The organism is Rhodococcus sp. 4CII (assembly GCF_014256275.1).
Classification (GTDB): domain Bacteria; phylum Actinomycetota; class Actinomycetes; order Mycobacteriales; family Mycobacteriaceae; genus Rhodococcus_F; species Rhodococcus_F wratislaviensis_A.
Genome location: NZ_JACCFE010000002.1, coordinates 4,944,422 through 4,956,191 on the forward strand (window position 1 = coordinate 4,944,422; position 11,770 = coordinate 4,956,191).

Here is an 11,770-nt window from a genome sequence, read left to right on the forward strand (position 1 = left end):
GCGCGTCTCAGCGTGCGAGGACCACCGCAGCCTCCGCGGTGAGCGAGGCGAACGTGAACGTCTCTTCGAGGTAGAGCGTGACGTCGGTGACGGTGTGACTGTCGTAGCCGATCGACAGGTCCGTGCCGAGGGTCAACTGGTTGTCGCCGCCGCGGGTGGACAGCACATACCCGCCGCTGATCGCGGGCGCCCAGATGATGTCGCCGGTGACCAGGTCGCGCAGGTGGTGGAACACGGGATGTCCCTCGTCGCGGGTTTCGCTGACCGCGGTGTACGCGTCGGCGTCGAGCACCACCGAATACGGTCCCTCGACACCGGCGAGGCGCAGCGCCGACAGCGCGGACGCGACGGCGTCGGGGATGAGCAGCGGATCCTCCGGGAGGCTGAGAACCGGGTTGTCGCTGGACGGTCCGAGCCCGCGGATGCCCGCCTCGTCGAATCCCTGGAAGATCGACTGGTCCTCGGCGAAAGCAACGGCCTTCGCGGCGTCCTTGACGGGCTGCCAGTCGGAGTCGAGGGAACCGCGTGCGACGTCGTCGACCTCGGCGCGGCTGAGGGTGAACGGGAACCGGAGTTCGATGAGCGGGTCGACCTGCCGCTGCTGCGCCCGGATCCGGCTGTCCGACGTCTTGATCGGCGTAACCCGCCCCAGGTTGTGGGCCGAATAGGAGTATCCGAACGGTCCCGCGACGTCGACGACACGTCGACCCGCGACGTGCCGCTTGAACGTGCGGGCGGCCTCTTCACCGATCTGCTGCCAGGCGGCTTCCGTGACCGGCGCCAGATTGCGGTGCAGATTGCTCGAATCACTCATTGCGATACTCCTTTGAGGCCACCGATTTTCAGGGACAGATCGTACGGATCGGCCGCAGCGGGCTCGACCGGTCCTTCGGAAGACGCCTCCGCGGCCGACAGCTCGCCGAGCGACTCGAGAACGTCGCGGCTCGGCACGAAGAACAGCGTGCCGGTGGCCGCCGTGGAGAAGTCGAGGACGCGGTCGTAGTTGCCGGGCGGCTCACCGAGGAACATTCTTCGCAACATCAACTCGGTGACCCCGGGGTCCTTGGCGTACCCGATGAAGTAAGTGCCGTACTCGGCCTCGCCGAGGCTGCCGAATGCCATGTTGTCCCGGAGGATCTCGTGCTCGACGCCGTCGTCGTCGACGATGCTGTTGAGGGTGACGTGCGAATTGCTCGGCTGGGCGTCGTCGCCGAGTTCGACGTTCTCGAGCTTGGTGCGCCCGATGGCCCGTTCCTGTTCCTCGGTGCTCAGCGTGTTCCATCCATCCATGTCGTGCAGGTACTTCTGCACGATCACGTAACTGCCGTCCCGGAAGTCGGGATCCTCGTCGCCGATCAGGGCGGCGTCCGCGGCGGCGTCCGCGGTGGGATTCTCGGTGCCGTCGACGAATCCGAGGAGATCGCGGGAATCGAAGTAGCGGAATCCGTGCACCTCGTCGACGACGGTGGCGGCCGAACCCAGCGCGAAGACGATCTGACGGCCCAGTTCGAAGCACAGGTCCTTGCGGGCGGCCTTGATATGGAACAGGACGTCGCCCGGAGTCGACGGCGCACTGTGCACCGGCCCGGACAGCGGAACGAACGGATGCAGATGCGCCGGCCTCGACGACGTGCTCACGCTGTCCCAGAACTGCGCGCCGACTCCGACCACGCAGGAGAGGGAGCCCGCGAGTTCGCGGAATCCGACCGCCTTGAGCAGTCCGTCGATGCCGGAGATCACGTCGCACACCGTCGCGCGGTCGTCCTCGGACTCCCCGGCGACGAGCACGAGGAACAGAGAGGCAGGGCTGGGCGGAGTGAGGACTGCTTGGGGTGCCAACCTCGCAACTGGACCTGGCATCGATGCCTCCGTTCACTCCGACGTACGACGCTGCACTGTCCGGAACCTCAGGTCCCATCTAACCGGTTCGGACCGTCAGGTTCCATTCGATCCGCCCGCCGCGCCGACTTCGCACCGGAAAGTATCGGTGTGGGCTGGTAACAGTACGCCGCGGGCGGTGAACTCTGGCGGGCCACTTCGTCCTGACCGCGGGTCACATCGTGTACGGGGCGATCGACTTCTGCAGTTCGTCGAGAAAGCCGGAAGGCACGGTCGCCCAGTCGGGTTGCCAGGATCCGGCCTGCTGATCGGCCCGCAGATCCGTGATCAGGGCGACGATGAGCGGCCCGCCGTCGGGAAGCACCCGCAGGAGTCCGCGCGCCGCGCAGATCGAGGCGATGGTGGCGAGGGCCTGCTTCGCCTCGTCTTCGCGGCCCGCGGCGGCGAGGCACGCCACCCGGAGGCGCTCGGCCAGGAGGTGAGCGCGGTTGCGGCCGGTGCCGGCCAGCCGGTCGGTCCACTCCTGCGCCCAGGTGCACGCGAGTTCGATGTTCGCGGGCGATCCGGTGGCGAGCAGATGCCGTATCGCGGTGGCCTCCTCGACCTGCGCGACGATCTCGCCGATCCCCGACACGGGGCGTCGCCGGTCCTCGAATCGAACCGGTTCGGGGACGTGCAGCGTGGGGTGCGGGGTGATGCCGAGCCGGCGACGTTCGTTCTCGACACGGGCGCGCAGCCTGGCGAGGGAGTAGGTTTCGGCCACTTCCAGCCCCGCGTGCAGGCGTTTCGTCGCCTCCTCGCGGTCGCCGCGCAGCGCCTTGACGTGGGCTCCGGTGACGTAGCGGGCGATCTTGAAATCGACCCCGCCGGTCTCGACGGAGAGCGTGTATCCGTCGTCGAGGAGACGTTCGGCCTCTTCGACGTCTCCGCGTTCGTAGAGCACCTCGCCGAGCAGTGACCCGGCGAGCCGGGCGGACGGCGCCCGCGGCCCGCCCAGTTTCCGTCCGGCTCGGCGGGCCCGCCGGAACCGGTCGACGGCGTCGTCGATGTCGAGTTGCTCGTACGATGCGACACCCAGATAGCTCTGGCCGTGAACGACGTTGTGCGGTCCTTTGTTCCGCTCGTAGAACGGCCGCGCGACTTCCTGGATCCGGCGCACCTCCGCGAAGTCGAAGCGGTACACCGCGGCGAACGTCGTGACGTTGAACGCGGCGCACACCACCCACGGGTGCAGTGACTCCGGCTGCGCGAGGACGTCGGCGACGAGGTCGTCGATGCGCTCGATCCGATCGGCCCGCAGTTCGATCACGGCGCGGACGGCGCCGATCTCGGCGCGCAGGGCGGCGGCGTCGCCGGTGTCGAAGTGGTCGAGCGCCCACTCGGCGCGTTCGAGCGCCCGTTCGGCCGTCGGCATCCGGTGCGCCATCGCATGCGCCCACGCGGTGGTGACCTGTAGCCGGGCACTCGCGGCGACGAGGTGCGGCGGCAGTGTGTCCATCACCGACGTCAACGTCGCCGACTGCGACAGCTCGAGCAGGAGCAACCCGTCGGCCTCGACGAGTTGGACGGCGCGCTGCTCCTCGCCTCCGGCGAGTGCGTGCTCGACGGCCTCGCGGAGCAGGCTGTGGTCGCAGAACCAGCGGGACGCGGCACGGTGCAGTTCCTGGACCCGGTCCGGTTGGTCGCGTTCGAGCCGGCGGCGCAGGAACTCGGCGAAGAGCGCGTGGTAGCGGAACCACGTTCGCTCGTCGTCGATGTGGCGGAGGAACAGGTCCCGGTCCTCGGCCGCCTCGAGCATCGCCTGCCCGCGCGCGGTGTCTGCGAGGATGCCCGCGAGACTGCCGCAGGTGCGTTCGGTGATCGAGGTGGCCAGGAGGAAGTCGAGCATTTCCGGTTCGAGGGTGTCGAGGACGTTCTCGGCGAGAAATTCGCCGATCGCGTGGTGGCGTCCGGACAGTCCGGCGATCAGTTCCGACGGATCCGATCGCCCGCGCAGCGAGAGCGACGCCAGTTGCAGTGCCGCCACCCACCCGTCGGTCGAGTCGCGGAGTTCGGTGACGTCCTCGTTCTCGAGGGGCAGGCCACCGAGGTCGACGAGGAACGACCGCGCCTCGGAATCGTCGAAACGCAATTCCGAGTAGTCGATTTCGACGAGTTCGTCCATGACACGCATGCGGCTCATCGGCAACCCGGCCCGGGTGCGGCTCGTCACCACGACCTGCAGGTGGTGGCACCCGTTGTCGAGCAGAAATTCCAGGGCGCCGATCGTCGCGGGCTCGGACACGCGCTGCCAGTCGTCGATGATCAGCGCGATCCGCTCGCCGCTCTCGTGGATCTGGTTGACGAGCGAGGTGAGAACGTACCGTTCGGCCTCGTCGTCGTGCTCTTCGAGGACCTGGCCGAGTTCCTTGGCCAGGTTGGGGCGCACGCGGCGGATCGCCTCGATGAGGTGCGCGACGAACCAGACCACGTTGTCGTCGTCGCTGTCGACGGTGAGCCACGCGACCGCGACACCCTCCTCGGCGAGGACGTTCCGCCACTGGGCGGCCAGGGTGCTCTTGCCGAATCCGGTGGGGCCGTGGATCACGGTCAGCAGCCGTCGGCGTCCGGCGCGTAACTGGTCGATCAACCGGTTCCGTTCGACGAGTTGCCGGGTCGCGGCGGGTGGCCGGAACCGGGTGGCCGGCGCGGGTGGCGGTGTCGACGTGTAGCGGGGGCGTCCCGTGGTGGCCGTCCGGAACGGACCGGAGACGGTCGAGATCGTGCCGGGCGAGGGTTCCTCGATGTGGTGGACGCCGGCGTCGACGGGCATCGCCATCTCGTCGACGGCCAGTCCGTGGTGGCGTTCGACCTCCCGCAACTCGTCGCCGAACGCGGCCGCGGACGCGGGGCGATCTTCCGGCTTCCCGGCCATGGCCCGCTGGATCACGGCGCTGAGGTCCTCGGGGAAACCTTCGCCCCGCAGGTCCGGGACGGGTTGGGTGGTGATGCGCAGGAACTGCGCGATCACCTCCTCACCGTCGTGCCGTTCGAAGGCGGCGTGCCCGGTGATCGCGCTGAACAGGGTCGCGCCGAGGCTGTACACGTCGGAGGCGGCGGTCGGTGTCCGCCCCGACAGCACCTCGGGGGCGGTGAACGCGGGGGAGCCCGTGACGGTGCCGGCCGTGGTCTCGAACGCGCCCGACATCCGGGCGATACCGAAATCGGTGAGCTGAGGTTCGCCGTATTCCGTCAGCAGGATGTTTCCCGGTTTGACGTCCCGGTGCAGGATGCCCACCCGGTGCGCGGTTTCGAGCGCGCCGGCGAGTTTGACCCCGATGCGCAGCGCGTCGCTCCACGGGACGGGCCCGCGCCGGCGGATCTGTGTGTCCAGCGAATCGTGGGGGTGGTACTGCATCACGATGTACGGCCGACCGGAATCGGTGGTCCCGACCTGCATGATGTTGACGATGTGCGGGTGGCCGCTCAGCCTGCCCATGGCGCGTTGTTCCCGCAGGAACCGTTCGAGGTTCTCGGCGTCGAGGGCCGCGGTGAGGACCTTGACCGCAACGGTCCGGTCGAGTTCGGGTTGTGCGCACCGGTAGACCACCCCGAACCCACCGTGCCCGATCTCCCTGGCGTCCTCGAGGCCGACTGCGGACAGTTCGGCCGGGATGGTCGACAGCGAGTGACGCTGGGTGGCGAGCGGATCAAAATCGGTCATGCCACCACCTCTTCGCTCGTGATCGAGCATATCGCGGGACCGGTGACGCCGAGGCCGGTCACAATCGTCCGATGGCACATGTTCGAAGAATCGTGGATCTGTCGCACACGATCGGGTCCGGGATGCAGGTGTATCCGGGTGACCCGGTGCCGACGCTGATCCGGCACTGCACCCTCGAACGCGACGGTTACAACGTGCTGGACGTCAGGATCGGCTCGCAGTCCGGGACGCACGTCGACGCCCCGGCGCATCTGAAGGCGGGGGCCGCGACCATCGACCGACTGGCGCCGGAGCTGTTCGTCGGCCGCGGCGTGGTGTTCGATCTCCGTGAGCTCGTTGCGCGGCAACGCATTACCGCCGAACTGATTGCGGCCCGGGCAGAGGACGTGCACCCGGGCGACATCGCCGTGTTCCACACCGGGTGGTCTCGGCACTACGGAACGGAGGTCTATTATTCGCATCCCTTCCTCGATCCGGCGGCCTGCACGCTGCTGCTCGAGCGGGGAGTGCGGACGTTCTGCCTCGACGCACCGAGCATCGACGAGACACCGGACGACGACCACCCGGACGCCGGATATCCGGTCCACCATCTGATCGCCGACGCCGGCGGAGTGATCGGCGAGAACCTGTGCCGCCTCGACCGGATCGACTTCCCGAATCCGCTCGTCAGCCTCCTCCCGATCGTCCTGGAGGACGGCGACGGAGCCCCCACCCGGGCAGTGGCGATGGAACTGGCCGGGTAATCCGGTCAGCCTCCGGCCACGGACTGCAGGATCTGCAGTTCCTGCCCAGGCGTCACCTCGGTGCCGACGCCGCCGAGGAGCCGGACGTCCTCACCGTCGACGTAGACGTTGACGTACCGTCGCAGGGCGCCGGTCTCGTCGCGAATCCGGCGGCCGAGGATCGGGAACTCCCCGGCGAGGACGTCGAGCACGTCCGACACTGTCGAGGCGGCGTCGAGGGGCACGTGCACGGAACGCTCCCCGCCGACGATCGACGCGAGCGCCCGCGGAACCCGCACGGTCACGCCCCCACTCACGACGTGATCACCGCGGCCCGCACGCACAGGACGTCGGGCAGGTGCGCCGCGACCGTGGTGAACGACGCACCCTCGTCGGCGCTGCCGTAGACCTCACCGCCGCGCGTGCCGAAATACACGCCGACCGGGTCGGCGGTGTCGACGCCGGCGGCGTCGCGGAGCACCACGTTGTAGTCGTGTTCCGGCAGTCCGCTGTCGAGCCGGGTCCAGCTGTTCCCGGCGTCTTCGCTGCGGTAGACGGCGAGCCGGCCGCCCGGGGGGATCCGTTCCCGGTCCGCCTCGATCGGCACCACCCACACCGTTCCCTCGCGGCGGGGATGGGTGAGCATCACGAACCCGAAATCGGACGGCAGGCCGTCCGCGATCGACTTCCACGTGTCGCCGCTGTCGTCGGATCGGTACACCCCGTGATGGTTCTGGGCGTACAGCCGGTCCGGGACCACGGCGTCGCGGGCGATCTTGTGGACGCACTGGCCGAACTCCGGATTCGGGTCCGGCAGGAAATGGGCCGCGATCCCGGTGTTGCGCGGCTCCCACGACGCGCCCCCGTCGGTGGTCCGGTAGACACCTCCCGTGCTCATGGCGACGTGCACCGTGTTCGCATCCTCCGGGTGCGGTTCCACGGAATGTGCTGCAGCGCCGCCATATCCGGCTCCCCACTCCGACCGGTGGGGATGATCCCACAGTCCACGCTCGAGGTCGAAGTGCTCACCGCCGTCGACGGACCGCCACACCGAGATCGGTTCGCACCCGGCCCACACGACGCCGGGGCGGTCGTCCGTATCGGGCCGGAGCTGCCACACCCGCTCGAGCGCGGCACCGTCATCGTCGCCGAAGCGGATGGCGCCGTGGTCCGGTTCGGTCCACGTGGCCCCCAGATCGTCGGAGTGCGCAACGGTCGGGCCCCAGTGTTCCGACCGGACCCCGACCAGAATGCGGGTGCGGCCCCCGCGCGTGTCGATCCCGATGCTCGGAATCTCGTTCATCAGGAAGCGCGGGCCCGACAGCGACCAGGTCGCGCGGTCGCGGCTGGTGGCCAGCCAGAGGCCCTTCTTCGTTCCGATCGCGAGCAGGACGGCGTCGGCTGCGCTCATGAACCCATCGGACCACGCGGTCCGGCGAATGGCAACGGTGGAGCGGGAACCGTCAGCGGGCCGGCCCGTGACCGATCCTCGCCCGCAGGTGGCTCAGCGCCCGATGCTGAGCGACGCGGATGGCGCCCGGAGTGGTGTCCAGGACCCGGGCGGTCTGCTCGGCCGTCATACCGACGATGATCCGCATGAAGAGGATCTGCTGGTGCCGGACCGGAAGGGTGTCCACGAGCTCGCCCATCTCACCGCGGAGTTCGCGGCGCAGGACATGGTGCTCGGGGCCGTCCTCGACGTCGGCCACATAGTGTGCGGCGGCGGAGCGTGCGGTCGGCGCGGACCAGCGGGTGGCGCGGCGCCGGGCGTCGGAGACCTTGTGCGCCGCGATGCCGAAGATGAAGGACAAGAGCGACTTTCCCTGATTTTCATACGTCCTCAGGGCGCTCATCAGGGCGAGGCACACATCCTGGGTGACGTCGTCGGCGGTGGCGTGCGGGTGATCCACCGATTCGAGCCGGGTGGTGCAGTAGCGGTGCACGAGCGGGTGCGCGATCCGGAGAACCTCTTCGACGGCGTCTTCGTCGCCCGCCGCTGCGGAGGGCGCGAGTCGTTCCAACTCGGCTCTGGCGTCCAACTCGATCATGGCGTTCTCCCTGTTCCTGCGGCTGCATCAAGCCTCGGGGGAACGCGCGATCGTCGATAGGCACCGCAGGGTGCGGAACCACCCACCCCGCGCTACGACTTCATAGCGGAATCTAGGACACGCGCTAGATGAACGCAGAATCGGCAACAGAGGTTGTTACGTTCGTGGTCATGGACCCTGTCCGTAACCCGTATGCGCCCGGCGCGGGCCAGCGCCCGCCGGAGCTCGCGGGACGAACCAGGCAACTCGACGCGTTCGACGTGGTGCTCGAGCGGATCGCGCGCGGTCGCCCGGAACGCAGTGTGATGCTGACGGGTCTGCGCGGCGTCGGAAAGACCGTCCTGCTGAACCATCTGCGGTCGGCTGCCATCTCGCGGCGGTGGGGGACGGGGAAGGTCGAGGCCCGCCCCGATCAGGAACTGCGGAGGCCGCTGTCGTCCGCTGTGCACATGGCTGTTCGTGAGATCGCCGGCTCGCATCGCGACCCCGACCGGGTGGAGGAATTCCTCGGCGTCCTCAAGTCGTTCGCCCTGCGCGCGACCGCCGACAAGGGCATGCGGGAACGGTGGCAGCCGGGCATCGACGCCCCCGCGGTGAAGGGACGCGCCGACTCCGGCGACATCGAGATCGATCTGGTGGAACTGCTGCTCGACGCATCGTCCCTGGCCCGCGACGTCGGGGTCGGGATCGCACTGTTCATCGACGAGATGCAGGACCTCGGGGCCACGGACGTCTCGGCGGTGTGCGGGGCCTGCCACGAGCTCAGCCAGGACGCGGCGCCGCTGATCGTGGTCGGTGCCGGACTGCCGCATCTGCCCGCGGTGCTGTCGGCGTCCAAGAGTTATTCGGAGCGGCTGTTCAGCTATCACCGCATCGACCGTCTCGACCGGGCGTCCGCGGATCGGGCGTTGATCGCTCCTGCCGAGCGGGAGGACGTGAAGTTCACGGACGAGGCGCTCGACGCGTTGTACGCCGCGGCCGACGGCTACCCCTACTTCGTGCAGGCCTACGGCAAGGCGACGTGGGACGTGGCCGCGGCGAGCCCCGTCACGGGAGAGGATGTCCGGGTGGCGGCGCCGACCGCGGAGGAGGAGTTGGCGGTCGGGTTCTTCGGGTCGCGGTACGAACGCGCGACGCCGGCCGAGCGGGAGTACATGCGGGCGATGGCCGACCTCTCCGGGGACGAGGGCCCGGTCGCTACGGCGGCGATCGCCTCGGCACTCGGCCGCAAACCCGCGTCGCTGTCGCCGGCGCGGGACGGGCTCATCAAGAAGGGGCTGATCTATTCGGCCGAGCGCGGATCGATCGGTTTCACCGTGCCGCACTTCGGCAAGTATCTGCGCGCACAGAGCGACTAGCGAAATCTAGCTCTCTCTACAGATTTGCGTAGAGAGTCGAAGATTGTCCTGTCGAGTGCCGGACATGTTCCGGGCGCTGGCCCTCGCCGTGGCTCCGGCGCATCCTGGAGGTACGACGAAGGGATCAGCGATGTCGGACACAGTCGCCCGCAAGGTCATCGGTGCACACATCCTCGACGGCCGGATGGAACCGGGTGAGGAGATCTCGATCCGGATCGACCAGACGCTCACCCAAGACGCCACCGGAACCCTGGTGATGCAGGAACTCGAAGCGCTCCACCTCGATCGCATCAAGACCGAGTTGAGCGCGCAATACGTCGACCACAATCTGCTGCAGACCGACGAGAAGAACGCCGAGGACCACGAGTTCCTCCGTACCGCCGCCCTACGGTACGGGCTGTGGTTCTCGAAGCCGGGCAACGGGGTCTCTCATCCCACGCACATGCAGCGCTTCGGCGTACCCGGCAAGACCATGGTCGGTTCCGACTCGCATACACCGGCGGCGGGATCGCTGGGCATGCTCGCGATCGGCGTCGGTGGGCTCGAGGTCGCCATGGCGATCGCGGGTCAGCCCCTGCACCTGCGGATGCCTCAGATCTGGGGTGTGGAGTTGACCGGCAGGCTCCACGACTGGAGTTCGGCGAAGGACGTCATCCTCGAGATGCTCCGCCGCCACGGGGTCAAGGGCGGGCTGAACAGAATCATCGAATACCACGGTGAGGGGCTCACGACGTTGACGGCGATGGATCGTCACGTGATCGCGAACATGGGCGCCGAACTGGGCGCCACGACGTCCATCTTTCCCGCCGACGACGCCGTCCGCGATTTCCTGCGCGCCGAGGGCAGGGAAGGCGACTTCGTGGAACTGCTCGCCGATGCAGGCGCGGAATACGACGTGCACGAACACCTCGACCTGTCGACGATCGAGCCGCTGATCGCGAAACCGTCTTCGCCGGGAAACGTAGTGCCCGTCCGAGAGGTCGCCGGTGAGGACGTCAGCCAGGTGGTGATCGGGTCGTCGGCCAATCCCGGACTGCGCGACTTCGCGATCGCTGCGGCCATGGTGTCCGGAAGGCAGACCGACCCGAGCGTGAGCTTCGACATCAATCCGAGTTCGCGGGAGATCCTCTCCGACCTGACCGGGATGGGCGCCACGCTCGAACTCGTCGTGGCGGGCGCGCGAATTCATCAGTCCGGCTGCATGGGCTGTATCGGGATGGGACAGGCGCCGGCAACCGGCCGGAATTCTCTCCGGACGATGCCCCGCAATTTTCCGGGACGCTCGGGCACCCGGGAGGATTCCGTGTGGCTGTGTTCACCCGAGACGGCGGCCGCGTCGGCTCTCACCGGGGTGATCACCGACCCACGGGACTGGGCAGAGAAGGTGGGGATGCCGTACCCGGAGCTCGCGCTTCCGGACGAGGCCACCGTCAACACGGCCATGCTGGTGGCTCCGCTGCCGGAGGAGGAGGCGCGGCACGTCGAAATCGTGAAGGGGCCCAACATCTCGTCCCTGCCCGAGTTTCCGCCGTTGCCCGACCGCATCGAGGCTCCGGTACTTCTGAAGGTCGGCGACAACATCTCCACCGACGAGATCTCTCCGGCCGGGGCGCGGGCCCTGCCGTTCCGTTCCAACATTCCCAAGCTGGCCCGGTTCACGTTCACCCAGGTCGACGAGACCTATCCGGCGCGCGCGGAGGAGACGGCGAAGACCACGGGGCATTTCATCGTCGGCGGCGACAACTACGGGCAGGGGTCCTCGCGTGAGCATGCCGCGATCACCCCGCGCTACCTCGGGTTGCACGCGGTGATCGCCACCTCGTTCGCCCGTATCCATTGGCAGAACCTTGCCAACTTCGGTGTGCTCGCGCTCGAGTTCGAGAATCCGGACGATTACGACACGATCCGGCAGGACGACGTGCTGGTCCTCGACGGAGTGCGGGACGCCATTCGGTCCGGCCCCCGTCTGACCCTGTTCGACTCGACCCGTGAGGTGGAGATCCCGGTGCGTCATCGGCTGTCCCCACGTCAGGTCGACGACGTGCTCGCGGGCGGATTGATTCCACAGCTGGCACGCAGGGAGTGATCGGCCCGTCGCCG

Annotated in this window: 9 protein-coding genes; 3 read left to right on the top strand and 6 right to left on the bottom strand. The window is 68.3% G+C overall.

Translation table 11 applies throughout. The features are described 5' to 3' along the window. Positions 1-7: 7 nt before the first annotated feature. The 3 genes from H0B43_RS23610 to H0B43_RS23620 all read right to left on the bottom strand — a co-directional run bounded on the left by H0B43_RS23610 (position 8) and on the right by H0B43_RS23620 (position 5,542). Entirely contained in the window at positions 8-814 is an 807-nt protein-coding gene (locus tag H0B43_RS23610; protein ID WP_185725732.1) for a family 1 encapsulin nanocompartment shell protein, read from the bottom strand. Next, the gene (locus tag H0B43_RS23615) at positions 811-1,860 is read right to left on the bottom strand and encodes a Dyp-type peroxidase (protein WP_185725731.1); all 1,050 of its coding nucleotides are present in this window, start codon (positions 1,858-1,860) and stop codon (positions 811-813) included. Before H0B43_RS23615 ends, H0B43_RS23610 begins: the two co-directional genes overlap by 4 nt. 193 nt (positions 1,861-2,053) lie before the next feature. Next, a complete protein-coding gene (locus tag H0B43_RS23620) occupies positions 2,054-5,542 on the bottom strand; it encodes a serine/threonine-protein kinase (RefSeq protein ID WP_185725730.1) in 3,489 nt (1,162 codons plus the stop codon). A gap of 71 nt (positions 5,543-5,613) precedes the next feature. Between H0B43_RS23620 and H0B43_RS23625 the strand changes: the two genes are divergently transcribed. Next, positions 5,614-6,285: a cyclase family protein gene (locus H0B43_RS23625; RefSeq protein ID WP_185725729.1), complete on the top strand. Its 672-nt coding sequence runs from the start codon at positions 5,614-5,616 to the stop codon at positions 6,283-6,285. A 5-nt stretch (positions 6,286-6,290) separates the two neighbouring features. Here the strand turns inward: H0B43_RS23625 and H0B43_RS23630 are convergent, their stop codons facing one another. The 3 genes from H0B43_RS23630 to shbA are packed head-to-tail and all read right to left on the bottom strand — an operon-like array spanning position 6,291 to position 8,312. Beyond that, positions 6,291-6,581, bottom strand: a complete 291-nt coding sequence (locus H0B43_RS23630) for a MoaD/ThiS family protein (protein WP_185725728.1) — start codon at positions 6,579-6,581, stop codon at positions 6,291-6,293. Beyond that, complete coding sequence (locus H0B43_RS23635) at positions 6,578-7,675, bottom strand: exo-alpha-sialidase (RefSeq protein ID WP_185950078.1); 1,098 nt, start codon at positions 7,673-7,675, stop codon at positions 6,578-6,580. The genes H0B43_RS23630 and H0B43_RS23635 overlap by 4 nt, the downstream gene beginning before the upstream one ends. 52 nt (positions 7,676-7,727) lie before the next feature. Further along, positions 7,728-8,312, bottom strand: coding sequence for an RNA polymerase sigma factor ShbA (shbA, locus tag H0B43_RS23640; protein ID WP_185725726.1), 585 nt, complete (start codon positions 8,310-8,312; stop codon positions 7,728-7,730). Between the two features lie 170 nt (positions 8,313-8,482). Between shbA and H0B43_RS23645 the strand changes: the two genes are divergently transcribed. Both H0B43_RS23645 and H0B43_RS23650 read left to right on the top strand, forming a co-directional pair. Continuing rightward, the gene (locus H0B43_RS23645) at positions 8,483-9,670 is read left to right on the top strand and encodes an AAA family ATPase (RefSeq protein WP_185725725.1); all 1,188 of its coding nucleotides are present in this window, start codon (positions 8,483-8,485) and stop codon (positions 9,668-9,670) included. Positions 9,671-9,800: 130 nt separating this feature from the next. Beyond that, positions 9,801-11,756, top strand: coding sequence for an aconitate hydratase (locus H0B43_RS23650; protein ID WP_185725724.1), 1,956 nt, complete (start codon positions 9,801-9,803; stop codon positions 11,754-11,756). Positions 11,757-11,770: the final 14 nt, after the last annotated feature.

What these genes read in the sequence shown, in the direction of transcription:
- H0B43_RS23610 (WP_185725732.1), bottom strand. Translation starts at nt 814, where the DNA reads ATGAGTGATTCGAGCAATCTGCACCGCAATCTGGCGCCGGTCACGGAA.
- H0B43_RS23615 (WP_185725731.1), bottom strand. Translation starts at nt 1,860, where the DNA reads ATGCCAGGTCCAGTTGCGAGGTTGGCACCCCAAGCAGTCCTCACTCCG.
- H0B43_RS23620 (WP_185725730.1), bottom strand. Translation starts at nt 5,542, where the DNA reads ATGACCGATTTTGATCCGCTCGCCACCCAGCGTCACTCGCTGTCGACC.
- H0B43_RS23625 (WP_185725729.1), top strand. Translation starts at nt 5,614, where the DNA reads ATGGCACATGTTCGAAGAATCGTGGATCTGTCGCACACGATCGGGTCC.
- H0B43_RS23635 (WP_185950078.1), bottom strand. Translation starts at nt 7,675, where the DNA reads ATGAGCGCAGCCGACGCCGTCCTGCTCGCGATCGGAACGAAGAAGGGC.
- shbA (WP_185725726.1), bottom strand. Translation starts at nt 8,312, where the DNA reads ATGATCGAGTTGGACGCCAGAGCCGAGTTGGAACGACTCGCGCCCTCC.
- H0B43_RS23645 (WP_185725725.1), top strand. Translation starts at nt 8,483, where the DNA reads ATGGACCCTGTCCGTAACCCGTATGCGCCCGGCGCGGGCCAGCGCCCG.
- H0B43_RS23650 (WP_185725724.1), top strand. Translation starts at nt 9,801, where the DNA reads ATGTCGGACACAGTCGCCCGCAAGGTCATCGGTGCACACATCCTCGAC.